The organism is Pseudomonas umsongensis (assembly GCF_012647205.1).
Classification (GTDB): domain Bacteria; phylum Pseudomonadota; class Gammaproteobacteria; order Pseudomonadales; family Pseudomonadaceae; genus Aquipseudomonas; species Aquipseudomonas umsongensis.
Map to the genome: position 1 here is coordinate 4,762,517 of NZ_CP051487.1, position 17,388 is coordinate 4,779,904.

Below are 17,388 nucleotides of genomic sequence, written 5' to 3' on the forward strand. Positions count from 1 at the left end.
TTAGCCCTCCTTGACCAGGCCGAGATCGGTCAGCACGTTGCGCGTGGCGCTGTAGTAGCGCACGTATCCGGTGCAACGGCAGATGTGATGACCGAGGCTGTCCTCGATGACTTTTTCCAGCTGGCTCTTGACGATCGGCTGACGCTGCAGCTTTTCCACCAGCACCGTCGCGGCATTCACGAAACCTGGCGCGCAGTAGCTGCACTGGAAGGCGAACTCATCGACGAAGCGCTGCTGGATCGGGTTCAGCTCGGTGACCTTGCCCTGCTCGTCACGGGTGGCATGACCTTCGATGGTCCGAACCTTCTTGCCTTCGAAATAGTGTGCGCCGGTGATGCAGGTGCGCACTTCTTCACTGGTGCCGTCGGGGTTGTCGACGATCACCACGCAGGCGTGGCAAATACCTTGGCCGCAGCCCAGGCGCGAGCCAGTGAGGTTCTTGTACTCGTGCAGGTAGTCGATCATCGGCAGGTCATCAGGGATGTCCACCGGGCCGACGGATTGACCGTTGAGGGTCAGTTGAAGCGGACGGTTAGCCATTGAGGGCCTCCTTGATGCGTGCAGAAGTGATAGGCAGGTCGCGGACACGTTTGCCAATGGCGTGGGCCACGGCGTTGCCAATGGCACCGACCACCGGGATCATCACCACCTCGGCGATGCCCTTGGACGGATCGCTCGGCGACAGCGGCGGCAGGATCTCCGCGGTCTGTTTCCACACCGCCACGTGCCGCGCCATCGGCAAGCGGTAACGGTTGAAGTTCCAGTCGCCCTCCCCCGGTCCGCCTTCGTACAGCGGCATTTCTTCCATCAGCGCGTGGCCGATGCCCATGGCGATGCCACCTTCGACCTGGCCCTTGACCAACTCTTCCACCAGCACCCGACCGCACTCGACCCACGAGTGGTGATTGAGCACCGACACTTCGTTCGAACCCTTGTTCACCTTCACTTCCACCAGCGTCGCCACGGGGCTGTAGTAAGTCACCGCCGCGTTGTTCAACTGGGTTGGCGGATAGGCGATGTTCTGCCGATCCAGCAGATGGAAACCGGCGCTGCTCATCTGCGCTTTCTTCGCCTTCGGCGCACCGTCGCCGTACTTGACCGCCAGGCCATCGAGCGGCAAACGCTCACGCACACCGTCGATGCTGTACTCGGCCTCAGCCCAGCTCCAGCGGTTGAAGCCGTGCACCGTGGCACCGGTGACCAGGCCCCGTTCGTGGGCACGCTTGGCCAATACTGCGAACGGCAAGGGTTCCATGCCGTTGGCGGTGAGCTTGCCGTCGACCCAATGGGCGTCCTCGCGGCGCACCACGTAAGGGTTGGCCTGGCCGCCGTAGGGGCCTTGGCGCCAGATCTCCAGCGCCGCCGGCCACAGGCCGTGATTGAACAGCACGCGCGCCGCTTCACGGGTGGCATGGCTGAAGTAATAGGCGGAGTTGGTCGCCGACGACGCCGAAGCGACCTTGCCGACCCAGCGCGGGTTGCGCAGGAAGTTGTCCTGCTCGGCCTGGCTCATGATGTACGGGTTGCCGCCGCTGATTAGCTGCAACTCTTCCCATTCGGTTTCACCGGTCTTCACTTCGTGCGCCGGGCTGCCGAGGAAATCGGCCACTACCATCGCCTGCGAGGTGGACATGCCGGTACCGATTTCGATACCGATGTGGCGCAGGGTGATGCGACCGTCAACGGTGTATTCGATGCTGGCCATCGGCGCTTCGGAGCCGGTGCCGAAGTCTTTCTGGCAAATGGCGAAACCGACGCCATACCAGTGGTCCGGGTCCGCCGATTCGCGTTGTTGCTTGATCGCGAGACGGTTTTTCCAGACTTCGTTGACCGCGGCCTTGTCGAGAATCTCGTGCAGGCGCAGGGCACCGGCCGGGATCGCGCCCTGGGTGTTTTTCATGCCCGAACGCAGGGCGTTCTTGCGCCGCAGTTCAATGGCATCGACCCCGAGGCGATCGGCAATTTCATCGACCATCATTTCGGTGGCCGCCATGCTCTGCAACGTGCCGTAGCCGCGCATCGACCCGGCTTCCACCGCGCGCGAATGATAGGCGGTGACCTGCAGATCGTTCTGCGGCATGTAGTAGATCGACTGCGCCGCCGTGGCGCCTACTGCCGCTACCGACGGGCTGTAGTTGACCCGCCCGCCGCCGTCGACGCTCATCTCGGCGCGGAAGATCTTGAAGCTGTGGTCGGTCTTGTCCACCGCCAACTGATAGCGGATATCGAACGGGTGACGCTTGATGCCGCTCTGGAATTGCTCGTAGCGGTCGTTGGCCAGGCGTACCGGGACGCCGGCGCCGTACAACGCCGCCAAGGCCGCGTAGTAGACGAAAATGTTGTGGTCTTTCGAGCCGTAGCCGACGGTGTAGCCAGGGTGCATGTTCAGGTTCGCCAGGCCGAAACGCGACGGCGCGATCATCTTCGCGGTCTCGGTTGCGGTCTCCAGCGGGCACTGTGTCGCAACGACAAAGTGCAGGGTCTTGGTCACCGGGTCGTACCAGCCGTTGCCGTTGTCCGGTTCCATCGCCGCAGGTTCGATCGACGGGGTCTTGTAGCGCTCGTCGAACACCAGCCAGTTGTCTGGCGGCGTATCGATCTGCTGCTTCATGCGGTCGGCGTAGAACAGGCCGCGCTCGGTCAGGTTGCCGTGCAGGTTGGGCTGGGAATTCCACACCGGGCGACGGTTTTTCAGCATCGGAAACAGGATCGAGTCCTTGAGGCTGGCGAATTCGTCTTCGTCCGCCGAGGTAGCGCCGCCGACGCGCACGTAGCGAAAGCTGCCGTAGGGATCGCCCTCGTAGAACGGTACCTGGGCACCGTAACGAATTGCTTTGTCATTGAACTTGAGCTGAGCCTTGGCCTGGCGGAAACGTTCGAAGTCGTTCCAGATCAGGATCGCCACCGGGTGACCGATGAACATCGGCACCTTGCCGGCCGGCAACAGTGGGTCGGGGGCGTGCTCTTCGGGGAAGACGATGCCGTCCTTGACCAGGTCGTCGGCGGTGACGATGCGATCAGGCTGCAGGTCGGCACCAAGCCACGACAGGTCATAGCCGTCATAGATACGGTCGGCCTTGATGGTTTTCAGCAGCATGGCGTGGCCTTGCTGCTGCGGCCAGCCCGGCATGTCCTTGGCACGGATGTCGCGGGCAAAGACCTTGCTGCCGCAAACCTTGGACAAGGCATCGTTACGGGCCCGCGCCTTGCCGTTGTTACCAAGCCATTGCTCGGACGGCACGGTGACGCTGTTTTCCATCAAGGCTGCCAGCGCCTGACTGCTCAGCGGTGCAAGCGTCACGCTCACACCCGCCACCAGCCCGCCCTGAAGGAACGAGCGCCGGGATATTTCACGGTTGGACATGGATCATCCTATGGGCGGTCATGGAGGCCACCCTTCTGGTTATGTTCTGGAAATCTCGAGTCGTGCAGAAGCCCCTTTTGACGATGCAAGGGGCCGTGATGACAATGCGAAGCTGACCGAAAGGTTAACTTTAAAGGTTTATTCGCTCGCGGAAAACAAAAAACTGACCAGGAAATCAAAAAACCGCGACTTTTCGACGCAGCAGATCGATGAACACCCCCAGCTCCCGACTGATGTGCTCACCCTTGCGCAGCAGCAAGCCGAACGGAGCCAGTTGCACATCGAGCTCAACCGGTAGCGCCACCACCAGGCCCATTTTCAGGTAGTCGCGTAACGCGGTCTCCGACAGGACCATGATCGCGTCGGTCAGTTGAATCAGCTGCTGCATCGAATACACCGAGCTGCATTCGATGATGTCGGCCGGCAACGGCAAGGCCAGGCGCTGCAGGGCCTGATCAAGACCAATACGCGCCGGGCTGGTTTCCGGTTGCAGGATCCACGGCCAGCCGCTGACCAGCTCCGCCATCTGCAGTTTCTTGCGCCGGGCCAACGGGTGGCCGGCATGCACCACCACCAGCAAGCGTTCGTTGCCCAGTTGTTCGAAAACGTAATGCTCGCTGTCGGTGGCGGCATTGCGCCGGGCGATGGCGAGGTCAATGCGGCCCTGCTCCAGCAATTGGATCACCTGGTCGCTGGTGTCGCCCATGATGCGAATGCGCAGCTGCGGGTTAAGCGCCTTGATCTCGGCAATCGAATCCATCACCAGGTCCGGCGCCGCGCCCATGATGGTACCGATCGAAAGATAGCCGTAACCGCCCTGTTGCCGCGCTATCAGATCCTCGGCGCAGCGGTCGAGGCCACTGAGGGCCGATTCGGCAAAGCGAACCAGCTCCTGGCCCAGCGCTGTCGGTCGCATGCCCCTGGGTAACCGCTCGAACAGGTCGCAACCGAACATGTCTTCGATTTCATGGAGCATACGGGTGGCAGCCGGTTGCGACATGTTCAGGCTTTGCGAGGCACGATGCAGGTTCTGGCTCGAATTGAGCGTCACCAGCATGTGCAGGTGCTTGTAGCGCAGGCGGTTGAGCAGACTGCGCGAGATGGTTGGCGTGGTCATGGAGGGCCTTGTTATCGATACCTTGAAGGTATCAGTTGTGAGCTAGATTCGATTTGTAACGCATCGATAAGCGGCCGTACAGTCTTCCCCATAAGAACAAATGCCCTACCAAAGGAAAACCGCGATGAAGACTCTACCCGCGCCCCTGCTCGCCAAGATTTCCTGGCGGCTGCTCCCGTTCCTCCTGCTGATGTACATCATGGCCTTCCTCGACCGCGCCAACGTCGGGTTCGCCAAGCAAGCCTTCCAGGCCGACACCAATATCAGCGACGCCGCCTTCGCCTTCGGTGCCGGGGTGTTCTTCGTCGGTTACGCGCTGCTCGAAGTGCCGAGCAACCTGATCCTGCACCGCGTCGGCGCCCGTCTGTGGATGTGCCGAATCATGGTCACCTGGGGCCTGGTCTCCGCGGCCATGGTCTTCGCTCACACTGAAACCAGCTTCTACATCCTGCGATTCCTGTTGGGCGTGGCCGAAGCCGGATTCTTCCCCGGCGTGATCCTGTACCTCACCTACTGGTTCCCCAGCGCCGTGCGCGGCAAGGCCATGGGATTTTTCTACTTCGGCGCGCCGCTGGCCTTCATCTTCGGCAGTCCGTTGTCCGGCCTGCTGCTGGAACTGGACGGCTTTGCCGGTTTCCACGGTTGGCAGTGGCTATTTGCCGTGGAAGGCCTGATGGCCACGGCGGTGGGCATCTGGGCCTACTTTTACCTGGACAATCGCCCGGCGGACGCCAAATGGTTGACCGTCGAGGAACGCCAACAAGTACAGAGCCTCCTCGACCAGGAAGACAGCCACAAACAGAACCACGGCCGCAGCCTGCTCAACGTGATCTGCCAGCCGTCGGTGCTGTACCTGTGCCTGATCTACCTGCTGATCCAGGCCAGCGTCTACGGCGTGGTGTTCTACCTGCCCACCCAGGTCGGCGGGTTGCTGGGCACCAAGGTCGGGCTGATGGTCGGGCTGGTCTCGGCGATTCCCTGGATTTGCGCACTGGTGGCGGCTTATCTGATTCCTGGCTACAGCGACCGCACCGGCGAACGCCGCCGCACTGCCAGCCTGACCCTGCTGATGGCCGCCGCCGGTATCGCCTGCTCGGTAACCTTCAGCAGTCCGTTCCTCGGCATCGTCGCCCTGTGCTTCGCCGCATCCGGTTTCATCGCCGTGCAACCGGTGTTCTGGACCTTCCCTTCCAGCTACCTCGCTGGTAGCGCCGCGGCGGCCGGGATCGCCCTGATCAACTCGTTCGGCGCCCTCGGCGGCTTCATCGCCCCGGTGCTGAAAAACTGGGCCGAAGGCGCCTTCCACTCTCCGGCAGCCGGCCTGTACCTGCTGTCCGCTACTACCGTCATCGCCGCGTTGCTGGTGCTGGGCGTGCGTTCGCCCGGCCATGAAGCTTCGAATAAACCGGCCACCGTTTAAACCTGAGGAGTCACACCATGGGCATTCCAACCATCAAACACGTACGCGCTTTCACCCTGCGAGGCGGTGGCGCGGATTATCACGATCAGGCGGACGGCCACTGGATCGACGATCACATTGCCACGCCAATGAGCAAATATCCGGAGTACCGCCAAAGCCGCCGCACCTTTGGCATTAACGTACTCGGCACCCTGGTGGTGGAGATTGAAGCCAGCGACGGCACTGTCGGTTTCGCCGTGACCACGGGCGGCGAACCGGCTGCCTACATCGTCGAGAAACACCTGGCGCGGTTCCTCGAGGGCGCGAAAGTCACCGACATCGAAAAGATCTGGGACCAGATGTACCAATCGACCCTGTATTACGGGCGCAAGGGCATCGTGATCAATACGATCTCCGGCGTCGACCTGGCGCTGTGGGACTTGCTCGGCAAGATCCGCCAGGAACCGGTGCACCAGTTGCTCGGCGGTGCGGTACGCGATGAATTGCAGTTCTACGCCACCGGCGCCCGCCCGGACCTGGCCCAGAAAATGGGCTTCATCGGCGGCAAGATGCCGTTGCACCACGGCCCGGCCGAAGGCGAGGAAGGCCTGCGCAAGAACCTCGAAGAACTGGCGACCATGCGCGAACGGGTCGGCCCGGATTTCTGGTTGATGCTCGACTGCTGGATGAGCCTGGACCTCAACTACGCCACCAAACTGGCGGTCGGCGCCCACGAACACGGCTTGAAGTGGATCGAAGAAGCCCTTCCGCCAGACGATTACTGGGGCTACGCCGCCCTGCGCAACAACGTGCCCAAAGGCATGCTGGTGACCACCGGCGAACACGAAGCAACCCGCTGGGGCTTCCGCATGCTGCTGGAGATGGGTTGCTGCGACATCATCCAGCCGGATGTCGGCTGGTGCGGCGGCCTCACCGAACTGGTGAAGATCTCGGCCCTGGCCGACGCCCACAATGCCTTGGTCATTCCCCACGGCTCGTCGGTGTACAGCTATCACTTCGTTGCCACCCGGCATAACAGCCCGTTCGCCGAATTCCTGATGATGGCGCCCAAGGCGGACGAAGTGGTGCCGATGTTCCATCCGCAATTGCTCGGCGAACCGGTACCGGTCAACGGGCTCATGCGCCTGTCGGCACTCGACCAGCCCGGATTCGGCGTGACCCTCAACCCGGAATGCCAACTGCATCGGCCGTATAGCCGCTGAGCCAGGAGTTCGTGATGAACATGCCGCACAACACTTTCAAGGCCGCACTGAAAAAAAATGCGCCCCAATATGGCATCTGGGCCGGGTTCGCCACGGGCTACGCCGCCGAGATCGTCGCCACCACCGGTTATGACTGGATGTTGATCGACGGCGAACACGCGCCGAACACCGTGCCCGGCGTACTCGCCCAGTTACAGGCTGTGGCGCCCTATGCCACCGCACCCATCGTGCGCGCCGTGAATGGCGATGCCAGCCTGATCAAGCAATTGCTGGATATCGGCGCGCAAACGCTGATGATCCCGATGGTCGAGACCGCCGAGCAAGCCCAGGCCCTGGTTCGCGCCATGCGTTATCCGCCCCACGGCATTCGTGGCGTCGGCGGTGGCCTGACCCGCGCCACGCGCTGGGACGGCGTGCCGGACTATCTGGCTACCGCCCACGAACAGCTATGCCTGATCGTGCAAGTGGAATCGCGGCTCGGCGTGGAAAACGTCGCCGCCATTGCCGCCGTCGAAGGCGTCGATGCGGTATTCATCGGGCCGGCGGATCTGTCCATTGGCCTGGGCCATGCCGGCGATCCCGGCCATCCGGACGTTCAGGAGCGCATTCAATACGCGGTCGACGCGACGCTGGCGGCCGGCAAGGCCTGCGGCATCCTCGCGCCGAATGAAGCAGACGCGCGCCGCTATCAGGACTGGGGCTGCCAGTTCATCGCCGTGGCGATCGATATCAGCCTGTTGCGCCACAGCGCCATGGCCACCCTCGCCCGTTACCGCACACCGGCTACCGAACAAGCGCCGTCGCGCACCTACTGATCAGCCCAGGAGTCGCTCCATGTCATCCGTGCCTGTTTACCAAAACTTCATCAACGGCCAGTTCGTGGCCAGCGCTGCCCACCTCGATGTGATCAACCCGGCCACCGGCGCCCTGCTGTCGAAGGTGCCAGCGTCGAATGCCGAAGATGTCGATCGCGCACTCGCTGCTGCACGCACCGCGCAAAAGGACTGGGCGCACAAACCGGCGAATGACCGCGCCGGCTACTTGCGCCGCATCGCTGCCAAACTGCGGGAAAACGTGGCGCACCTGGCGCGCACCATCACCCTGGAACAAGGCAAGATCAGCGCCCTGGCCGAAGTCGAAGTCAACTTCACCGCCGACTATCTCGACTACATGGCCGAGTGGGCGCGGCGCATCGAAGGTGAAATCATCACCAGCGACCGCCAGGATGAAAACATCTTCCTGTTCCGCAAACCGCTGGGCGTGGTGGCCGGGATCCTGCCGTGGAATTTCCCGTTCTTCCTGATCGCTCGCAAGATGGCCCCAGCGCTGCTCACCGGCAACACCATCGTCATCAAGCCCAGCGAAGAAACACCCAACAACTGCTTCGAATTCGCACGATTGGTCGCGCAAACCGACTTGCCACCCGGCGTGTTCAATGTGGTCTGTGGCGATGGTCAGGTCGGTGCCGCACTGAGCGCGCACAAGCGCGTGGACATGATCAGTTTCACCGGTAGCGTCGCCACCGGTTCACGGATCATGGCCGCCGCGGCGCCGAATATCACCAAGCTCAATCTGGAACTGGGTGGCAAGGCCCCGGCCATTGTTTTGGCGGATGCCGACCTGGAGTTGGCGGTAAAGGCCATTCGTGATTCGCGCATCATCAACAGCGGCCAGGTGTGCAATTGCGCCGAGCGGGTCTATGTCGAGCGCAAGGTGGCCGATCAATTCATCGAGCGCATCGCCACCGCCATGAATGCCACCCGTTATGGCGACCCGGTTGCGCAACCTGATGTGGAGATGGGCCCGCTGATCAATCGCCAGGGCCTGGACAGCGTCAATCGAAAAGTCCGTACGGCATTGAGCCAGGGCGCGAGCCTGATCAGTGGCGGGCAGATTGCCGACCTCCCCGGCTTTCACTTTCAGCCTACCGTTCTGGCCGGCTGCCACGCCGATATGGAGATCATGCGCGAGGAGATCTTCGGTCCCGTGCTGCCAATCCAGATCGTCGACGACCTGGATGAAGCCATCGCCCTGGCCAACGACTGCGACTATGGCCTGACCTCGTCGATCTACACCCGTGACCTGAGCAAGACCCTGCACGCCATGCGCGAGCTGGATTTTGGCGAAACCTACGTCAACCGCGAGAACTTCGAAGCGATGCAGGGTTTCCATGCCGGGGTGCGTAAATCCGGGATCGGCGGTGCGGATGGCAAGCATGGGTTGTATGAGTACACCCATACCCACGCGGTGTATCTGCAAGGCTGAAAATCGGGCGGTGCTGCTGATGGCGCCTTCGCAAGCAAGCCCGTTCCCCCATTGGATCTGATTGTTACATTGATTCAATGAACAACACTCAACCCTTGCGGGTACGGGCTTCCGCTCAAATTTCAGACACAAAAAACCCCGGCCTTTCGACCAGGGTCTTTGCTATCGACGCGAAGTAAAGCAGTGGCTTTCTTCGTAGCTCCAAGGCGTTCAGTGGGCCTCGGGGCAGATATGGCGCAGCGGACGGGACTCGAACCCGCGACCCCCGGCGTGACAGGCCGGTATTCTAACCGACTGAACTACCGCTGCGTATCGCTGTGGACTTGCGTCCAAGTAACTCGTTTGGTCGAAAGCTTCGGTGCTTTTCAACCGCGAACCGGATGAATCCGATTCGTTGAATATGGCGCAGCGGACGGGACTCGAACCCGCGACCCCCGGCGTGACAGGCCGGTATTCTAACCGACTGAACTACCGCTGCGCGTCGGTGGAGGCATCTCAGCCTACCTCTTGCTTTCGCAAGTTTCTCGGGAGTGGTGGGTGATGACGGGATCGAACCGCCGACATTCTGCTTGTAAGGCAGACGCTCTCCCAGCTGAGCTAATCACCCGTTTGCATCTCCGAGGCCGCGAAATTTACGCAGGTAGCGAACCTAAGTCAATAGCAGGATTGAAGTTTTTCTGAAAAAGACAAAATTCTTTCAATCGATACCGTGTCGACCGCTTTCGCGAGCAGGCCCGCTCCCACAGTGGATAGCACTTCCAATGTGGGAGCGAGCCTGCTCGCGAAGACGATGGCGCACTCAACATCAATGCCCGGCTCGCCCTACTCGCTGTAGATCATCTTCTTGGTCATGCCGCCATCGACCACGAACTCCTGGCCGGTGACAAACCCGGCGTTCTTCGACAGCAGCCAGGCCACCATCGCCGCCACGTCCTCGACTGTCCCTACCCTGCCCGCCGGATGCTGGGCATGGTCGGCATCGGTCAGCGGCTCGGCACGGCGCACCGACGGGTCCCGCGCATCTATCCAGCCAGGGCTGACCGCATTGACCCGAATCTCCGGGCCAAGGCTGATGGCCAGCGCGTGAGTCAAGGCCAGCAGGCCGCCCTTGCTCGCGGCGTAGGCCTCGGTATCGGGTTCCGACTGTGCAGCACGGGTCGAGGCCAGGTTGACGATCGCCCCGCTATGGGCCCGCAGGTACGGCGCACAGTGCTTGGCCAACAGCATCGGCCCACTGAGGTTCACCGCCAGTACCCGGTTCCAGTAAGCCAGGTCGAGGCTTTCCAGGGTGATGTTGTGCGGATCGGCAACCGCGGCATTGCACACCAGCGCGTCCAGGCGCCCGAACTGCCCCAGCACCTCGGCAACACCCAGCGCCACCTGCCCTTCGTTCGAGACGTCCATGGCGATGAACCAGGCGTTGTCGCCCAGTACCTTCGCCACTTTCGACCCGCGCACCCGGTCCAGGTCCGTCAGCACCACCTGCCAGCCTTCGCTGATCAACCAGGCCGCAATTCCCAGGCCAATGCCCCGCGCCGCACCGGTCACCAGTGCCACGCGGCCATTGGTGCCCGATGGCGTGGACAACTCGATCACAGGGCAGCCAAACCGCGCGCCAGGTCGGCTTGCAGGTCTGCCACGTCCTCCAGGCCGACCGCAATGCGGATCAGGCTGTCACGAATGCCCGCAGCCTCACGCTCTTGCGGCGTCAGGCGGCCGTGGGAGGTGGTGCTCGGGTGGGTGATGGTGGTCTTGCTGTCGCCCAGGTTGGCAGTGATCGAAATCAGGCGGGTCGCATCGATAAAGCGCCAGGCGCCCTCTTTACCGCCCTTGACCTCGAAACTCACCACCGCGCCGAAGCCCTTTTGCTGACGCAGGGCCAGCTCGTGCTGTGGATGGCTCTTGAGGCCGGCGTAATGGACTTTCTCGATGCCGTCCTGCTGCTCCAGCCATTCGGCCAATTGCTGGGCGTTGGCGCAATGGGCCTTCATCCGCAGGTTGAGGGTTTCCAGGCCCTTGAGGAAGATCCAGGCGTTGAACGGGCTCAAAGTCGGCCCGGCGGTGCGCAGGAAGCCGACCACTTCTTTCATCTGCTCGCTGCGTCCGGCCACGACACCGCCCATGCAACGGCCCTGGCCGTCGATGAACTTGGTTGCCGAGTGCACGACGATGTCCGCACCCATTTTCAACGGCTGTTGCAGCGCCGGGGTGCAGAAGCAGTTGTCGACCACCAGCATCGCGCCCTTGGCGTGAGCGATTTTCGCCAGTTCGGCGATATCCACCAGCTCAGCCAACGGGTTGGACGGCGATTCGACGAACAGCAATTTGGTGTTGGCCTTGATCGACGCATCCCAGCCGGACAAATCCGCCAGGGGTACGTAGTCGACTTCGATGCCGAAGCGCTTGAAGTACTTCTCGAACAGGCTGATGGTCGAGCCGAACACGCTACGCGACACCAGCACGTGATCGCCGGCACTGCACAGGCTCATCACAACCGCCATGATCGCAGCCATGCCGGTGGCAGTTGCCACGGCCTGCTCGGCGTTTTCCAGAGCGGCAATACGCTCTTCGAAGGCGCGTACGGTGGGGTTGGTGTAGCGCGAATAAACGTTACCCGGCACTTCCCCGGCAAAACGCGCGGCCGCATCGGCGGCGGTACGGAATACATAGCTCGAAGTGAAGAACATCGGATCACCGTGTTCGCCTTCCGGCGTACGGTGCTGACCGGCACGAACGGCCAGGGTATCGAACGCTACGCCTTCGAGGTCGCTGTCCAACCGACCGGCATCCCAATCCTGACTCATGCTGTCACTCCTTTCCCTATTCTCGTAAATTAAAAGCCAGATACAAAACCGGCCCCTCAGGGCCGGTAGTTACTCAGTTGTTGTACAGATCGATGATCGCGCTGACTGCCTGGGTCTTGACCTTGGAGGCATCGTTACGCGCCTGCTCGATCTTGTTCAGGTAAGCCTCGTCGACGTCGCCGGTGACGTACTGGCCGTCGAACACCGCGCAATCGAACTTGTCGATCTTGATCTTGCCGCCACCGACCGCTTCGATCAAGTCAGGCAAGTCCTGATAGATCAGCCAGTCGGCACCGATCAGGTCCGCAACGTCCTGGGTCGAACGGTTGTGGGCGATCAGCTCGTGGGCGCTCGGCATGTCGATGCCGTAGACGTTCGGGAAACGCACGGCCGGGGCTGCGGAGCAGAAGTAAACGTTCTTGGCGCCTGCTTCGCGTGCCATCTGGATGATCTGCTTGCAGGTGGTGCCGCGCACGATGGAATCGTCCACCAGCATCACGTTCTTGCCGCGGAATTCCAGCTCGATGGCGTTGAGCTTCTGGCGTACGGATTTTTTCCGTGCCGCCTGGCCCGGCATGATGAAGGTGCGGCCGATGTAGCGGTTCTTCACGAAACCTTCGCGGAACTTCACGCCCAGGTGGTTCGCCAGCTCCAGGGCCGCGGTGCGGCTGGTGTCCGGGATCGGGATGACCACGTCGATGTCGTGATCCGGACGCTCGCGCAGGATCTTCTCGGCGAGCTTCTCACCCATGCGCAGGCGGGCCTTGTACACCGACACGCCGTCGATGATCGAGTCCGGACGCGCCAGGTAGACGTGCTCGAAGATGCAAGGGGTCAGGGACGGGTTGGTTGCGCACTGACGAGTGTGCAGCTTGCCGTCTTCGGTGATGTAGACCGCTTCGCCCGGTGCCAGGTCGCGAATCAGCGTGAAACCGAGCACGTCCAGGGACACGCTCTCGGAGGCGATCATGTATTCGACGCCTTCGTCGGTGTGACGCTGGCCGAACACGATCGGACGGATGCCGTGGGGGTCACGGAAACCGACGATGCCGTAACCGGTCACCATGGCCACGACCGCATAGCCACCGACGCAACGATTGTGCACGTCGGTGACGGCAGCAAATACGTCTTCTTCAGTCGGCTGCAGCTTGCCGCGCTGGGCCAGCTCGTGCGCGAACACGTTCAGCAGTACTTCCGAATCGGAACTGGTGTTGACGTGGCGCAGGTCAGATTCGTAAATCTCCTTGGCCAGTTGTTCAACGTTGGTCAGGTTACCGTTATGCGCCAGGGTGATGCCGTAAGGCGAGTTGACGTAAAACGGTTGAGCTTCGGCCGAGGTCGAGCTGCCCGCGGTCGGGTAGCGCACATGGCCAATGCCCATGTGGCCGACCAGGCGCTGCATGTGACGCTGATGGAACACGTCACGCACCAGGCCATTGTCCTTGCGCAGGAATAACCGGCCATCATGGCTGGTCACGATACCGGCAGCGTCCTGGCCGCGGTGCTGGAGGACGGTTAGCGCGTCATACAGCGCCTGATTGACGTTCGACTTACCGACGATACCGACGATGCCACACATGCGACGCAACCCCTACTTAATGGATCTGAACTGAACAACACTCACTGAGGCGTTTTGGCCATCGGCAAGAGCTGCTCCTTGAACGGAATATCAGCGGGTACGCTGATACCGCTGGCAAGCCACTGACTGCTCCACCCAAGAATCAGGTTTTTGGACCAATCTGCGACCAATAGAAATTTTGGCACGAGCTGCGACTGTTTCCACCACTCGTCCTGTTGTACCGGCCCCAGGCTCAACAGCCCGACCGCCACGACCACCAGCAGCACGCCACGCGCTGCGCCGAAAGCCATGCCGAGGAATCGATCGGTCCCGGACAACCCGGTGACGCGAACCAACTCGCCGATAAGATAATTGATCATTGCGCCTACGATCAGCGTGGCGACAAACATGATGGCACAGCCCGTGATTATACGAGCCGATGGGGTCTGGATATATCCGACGAGGTACTCGGACAATGAGCCACCGAACATCCAGGCAACGGCTCCTGCGATGATCCAGGTCACCAGCGACAGTGCTTCCTTGACGAAGCCGCGGCTCAGACTGATCAAAGCGGAGATGGCGACGATTGCAACGATCGCCCAGTCAACCCAGGTAAATGGCACAGTGCAGCCTACAGACGGATAAGGCGGCGCATTTTAGCAGAGCCCATGCTTATCGGTAAGCTGCGATTGTCAGTGCATTTCAAATCGCGGCGATAGATTTAGCCACGCTCTGGTTGAAAGCGCACGACAAACCCCTTGAGGTTCTGCTGGCGGTTCAACAGGTCACGCAGGCGATCAGCCTCTGCACGCTCGATCAGTGGCCCGACAAACACGCGATTCTTGCCGTCGGCTGTGCGGATATAGGCATTATAACCCTGGCTGCGCAGGTTTTTTTGCAGCTTTTCCGCGCTTTCGCGATTGGCCAGGCTGGCCAATTGCACCGACCAACTGACCGACAGGCCATTGGCGTCGACGCGGCTTTGGCTGGTATCCGGCTTGCCGGGTGCGGCGCTGATCGGTTGCGACGGTGGCGTGGCGGGCTTGGCCGCCAGCGCCGGAACAGGGGCTGGCGCAGGGGGCGGCGTGACCGGCTTGGCGGCGGGTGCCGGAGCGACAGGCGCAACCGGTGCAACCGGCGCTTCCTGCTGGGCGATTTCTTCGTCGCTCGGCACAGGTTCCTGCGGCAGGGCCTGGGGCTCAGGCACCACCACGGACTCCACCTGCACTTGCGGCATCGCCGGCGCTTGTGGCGCGGCCGGAGCCTGGACCTCCACCTGGCGCTGTTCATCCTGGCGAGAAAACAGCATCGGCAGGAAAATCACGGCCAGGGCGACCAGGACCAGGGCACCGACCATGCGTTGCTTGTAAGCCTTATCCAGCAATGCCATTTGCCGCTTCCTCCGTGGAGTGCCGGGCCAGCCACTCAAGGGCCTCGGCAACACAATAGAATGATCCGAACAACAGAATCTCGTCGTCACTCGTCGCCTGCGCACACTGCCCTTCCAGAGCGGTGGCCACACTATCATACGACGTCACCGAAGCACCGCGCTTGTCCAGCGCTTCACGCAAGTCGGTCACCGGTCGCGCCCGGGGCGAATCCAGCGGCGCGACGGCCCAATGCTCGACACTAGCACTCAATTCGCCAATGACACCCTCCAGATCCTTGTCAGCCAGCAACCCGAATACCGCCAGACGCTTGCCCGCCGGTGGACGACTGGCCAGGCGCCGGGCCAGATACTCTGCGGCATGGGGGTTATGCCCCACATCCAGCAACAAATTGAGGCGCTTACCCTGCCAGTCGACCTGCCGGCGATCGAGTCGACCCACTATCCGCGTCGCTTGCAGCGCCTGGACAATCTGCGCGTTTACCCAAGGCAACCCGAGCAACAGATAGGCTTGCAGCGCCAGGGCGGCGTTTTCCATCGGCAGGTCGAGCAGCGGCAGGTCGTGCAATTCGACCACTTGCCCCCTGGCATCGACGCCGCGCCATTGCCAATGCTGATCGGTAACACCCAGGTCGAAATCGCGCCCACGCAGGAAAAACGGGCAATTGAGCTCGCGCGCCTTGTCCAGCAGGGGTTGCGGAGGATTCAAGTCGCCGCAGAGCGCAGGCGCGTCCTGACGGAAGATGCCAGCCTTCTCGAAGGCCACGGACTCGCGGGTATCACCCAGGTAATCCGCATGATCCACGCCAATGCTGGTGACCAACGCCATGTCGGCGTCTACCACATTGACGGTGTCCAGGCGCCCGCCCAGACCCACTTCCAGGACCACGGCGTCAAGCCCGGACTGTTGAAACAGCCAGAACGCCGCCAGGGTCCCCATCTCGAAATAGGTCAGGGAGGTATCGCCGCGACCGGCTTCGACCGCAGCAAAAGCCTGGCAAAGCTCGGCGTCAGTGGCTTCGACGCCATTGACCTGCACCCGCTCGTTGTAACGCAGCAGGTGCGGAGAGCTGTAGACACCGACGCGCAGGCCCTGCGCCCGCAGCAATGAAGCCACGAACGCACAGGTAGAGCCCTTGCCATTGGTGCCGGTGACCGTGATCACCCGAGGCGCCGGCTTGCCCAGTCCCATACGGGACGCTACCTGCTGCGAGCGCTCAAGCCCCATGTCGATGGCCGAAGGGTGCAACTGCTCAAGGTAGGCGAGCCACTCGCCAAGGGTACGTTCGGTCATAGGTTGGCAGGTACCGGTGGAACCACGACTGGCTCGATTGGCGCAGCGACGAACTTCGGCGTCGGCAGGCCCATCATTTGCGCCAGCAGGTTACCCAGGCGCGGACGCAGCTCCTGACGGTGAATGATCATGTCGATCGCGCCGTGCTCCAGCAGGAACTCGCTGCGCTGGAAGCCTTCGGGCAGTTTTTCGCGAACGGTTTGTTCGATCACGCGCGGACCGGCAAAGCCGATCAGGGCCTTGGGCTCGCCGACGATCACGTCGCCCAGCATCGCCAGGCTGGCGGAAACACCGCCGTAGACCGGATCGGTCAGCACGGAAATGAACGGAATGCCTTCTTCACGCAGACGCGCCAGCACCGCGGAGGTCTTGGCCATTTGCATCAGCGAGATCAGGGCTTCCTGCATCCGCGCGCCACCGGAGGCGGAGAAGCAGATCATCGGGCAGCGTTTTTCCAGCGCGTAGTTGGCCGCGCGCACGAAGCGCTCACCGACGATGGCGCCCATCGAGCCGCCCATGAACGAGAATTCGAACGCCGATACCACGACAGGCATGCCCAGCAGGGTGCCGCTCATCGAGATCAGCGCGTCTTTTTCGCCAGTCTGCTTCTGCGCCGCGGTCAGGCGATCCTTGTACTTCTTGCCGTCGCGGAACTTCAGGCGGTCAACCGGCTCCAGGTCAGCGCCCAGCTCGGTACGACCTTCGGCGTCGAGGAAAATGTCGATGCGCGCGCGCGCGCCGATGCGCATGTGATGATTGCACTTGGGGCAAACGTCCAGGGTTTTTTCCAGCTCCGGACGATACAGCACAGCCTCGCAAGACGGGCATTTGTGCCAAAGACCTTCAGGCACCGAGCTCTTCTTGACCTCGGAACGCATGATCGAAGGGATCAGTTTGTCTACTAACCAGTTGCTCATGCTTTCTTTCTCCAGTACCGGCGGCCCGAACGCTCTGGTTCGCAGCCCCGCGTATGCCCT

14 protein-coding genes and 3 tRNA genes are annotated in these 17,388 nt (G+C 61.9%); 4 read left to right on the forward strand and 13 right to left on the reverse strand.

The window, feature by feature from the left end:
• The 3 genes from HGP31_RS21490 to HGP31_RS21500 all read right to left on the reverse strand — a co-directional run bounded on the left by HGP31_RS21490 (window position 1) and on the right by HGP31_RS21500 (window position 4,481).
• On the reverse strand, window positions 1-540 hold the full coding sequence (locus HGP31_RS21490) for a (2Fe-2S)-binding protein (RefSeq protein WP_007982256.1): 540 nt from the start codon (window positions 538-540) through the stop codon (window positions 1-3).
• On the reverse strand, window positions 533-3,364 hold the full coding sequence (locus HGP31_RS21495) for a xanthine dehydrogenase family protein molybdopterin-binding subunit (protein WP_168758616.1): 2,832 nt from the start codon (window positions 3,362-3,364) through the stop codon (window positions 533-535). Before HGP31_RS21495 ends, HGP31_RS21490 begins: the two co-directional genes overlap by 8 nt.
• 175 nt (window positions 3,365-3,539) lie before the next feature.
• Window positions 3,540-4,481: a LysR family transcriptional regulator gene (locus HGP31_RS21500; protein ID WP_020795472.1), complete on the reverse strand. Its 942-nt coding sequence runs from the start codon at window positions 4,479-4,481 to the stop codon at window positions 3,540-3,542.
• A gap of 124 nt (window positions 4,482-4,605) precedes the next feature.
• On the opposite strand from HGP31_RS21500, the gene HGP31_RS21505 reads away from it, so the two are divergent.
• Genes HGP31_RS21505 through aldA form a run of 4 tightly spaced genes read left to right on the forward strand, consistent with a single transcriptional unit; the run spans window position 4,606 to window position 9,368 of the window.
• Window positions 4,606-5,901, forward strand: coding sequence for an MFS transporter (locus HGP31_RS21505; RefSeq protein WP_020795473.1), 1,296 nt, complete (start codon window positions 4,606-4,608; stop codon window positions 5,899-5,901).
• Between the two features lie 17 nt (window positions 5,902-5,918).
• Window positions 5,919-7,103 (forward strand): L-rhamnonate dehydratase, encoded by a 1,185-nt coding sequence (gene rhmD, locus HGP31_RS21510; RefSeq protein ID WP_168758618.1) that lies wholly within the window; start codon window positions 5,919-5,921, stop codon window positions 7,101-7,103.
• A 14-nt stretch (window positions 7,104-7,117) separates the two neighbouring features.
• Window positions 7,118-7,918: an HpcH/HpaI aldolase family protein gene (locus HGP31_RS21515; RefSeq protein WP_020795475.1), complete on the forward strand. Its 801-nt coding sequence runs from the start codon at window positions 7,118-7,120 to the stop codon at window positions 7,916-7,918.
• A gap of 19 nt (window positions 7,919-7,937) precedes the next feature.
• Complete coding sequence (gene aldA, locus HGP31_RS21520) at window positions 7,938-9,368, forward strand: aldehyde dehydrogenase (RefSeq protein ID WP_168758619.1); 1,431 nt, start codon at window positions 7,938-7,940, stop codon at window positions 9,366-9,368.
• 232 nt (window positions 9,369-9,600) lie between these two features.
• On the opposite strand, the gene HGP31_RS21525 is transcribed toward aldA, so the two are convergent.
• The 10 genes from HGP31_RS21525 to accD all read right to left on the reverse strand — a co-directional run bounded on the left by HGP31_RS21525 (window position 9,601) and on the right by accD (window position 17,328).
• A tRNA-Asp gene (locus HGP31_RS21525) sits at window positions 9,601-9,677 on the reverse strand.
• A 92-nt stretch (window positions 9,678-9,769) separates the two neighbouring features.
• A tRNA-Asp gene (locus tag HGP31_RS21530) sits at window positions 9,770-9,846 on the reverse strand.
• Window positions 9,847-9,899: 53 nt separating this feature from the next.
• A tRNA-Val gene (locus HGP31_RS21535) sits at window positions 9,900-9,975 on the reverse strand.
• A 215-nt stretch (window positions 9,976-10,190) separates the two neighbouring features.
• Window positions 10,191-10,964: an SDR family oxidoreductase gene (locus HGP31_RS21540; RefSeq protein WP_020795477.1), complete on the reverse strand. Its 774-nt coding sequence runs from the start codon at window positions 10,962-10,964 to the stop codon at window positions 10,191-10,193.
• On the reverse strand, window positions 10,961-12,172 hold the full coding sequence (locus tag HGP31_RS21545) for an O-succinylhomoserine sulfhydrylase (RefSeq protein WP_168758620.1): 1,212 nt from the start codon (window positions 12,170-12,172) through the stop codon (window positions 10,961-10,963). The genes HGP31_RS21540 and HGP31_RS21545 overlap by 4 nt, the downstream gene beginning before the upstream one ends.
• A gap of 73 nt (window positions 12,173-12,245) precedes the next feature.
• Entirely contained in the window at window positions 12,246-13,751 is a 1,506-nt protein-coding gene (gene purF, locus HGP31_RS21550) for an amidophosphoribosyltransferase (RefSeq protein ID WP_020795479.1), read from the reverse strand.
• 41 nt (window positions 13,752-13,792) lie between these two features.
• Window positions 13,793-14,353: a CvpA family protein gene (locus HGP31_RS21555; RefSeq protein ID WP_020795480.1), complete on the reverse strand. Its 561-nt coding sequence runs from the start codon at window positions 14,351-14,353 to the stop codon at window positions 13,793-13,795.
• A 98-nt stretch (window positions 14,354-14,451) separates the two neighbouring features.
• On the reverse strand, window positions 14,452-15,120 hold the full coding sequence (locus HGP31_RS21560) for an SPOR domain-containing protein (RefSeq protein ID WP_020795481.1): 669 nt from the start codon (window positions 15,118-15,120) through the stop codon (window positions 14,452-14,454).
• Window positions 15,104-16,411: a bifunctional tetrahydrofolate synthase/dihydrofolate synthase gene (folC, locus tag HGP31_RS21565; protein WP_168758622.1), complete on the reverse strand. Its 1,308-nt coding sequence runs from the start codon at window positions 16,409-16,411 to the stop codon at window positions 15,104-15,106. The genes HGP31_RS21560 and folC overlap by 17 nt, the downstream gene beginning before the upstream one ends.
• Window positions 16,408-17,328 carry an acetyl-CoA carboxylase, carboxyltransferase subunit beta gene (accD, locus tag HGP31_RS21570; RefSeq protein WP_020795483.1) on the reverse strand — a complete coding sequence of 307 codons (921 nt, stop codon included), beginning with the start codon at window positions 17,326-17,328 and terminating at the stop codon, window positions 16,408-16,410. Before accD ends, folC begins: the two co-directional genes overlap by 4 nt.
• Window positions 17,329-17,388 lie beyond the last annotated feature (60 nt).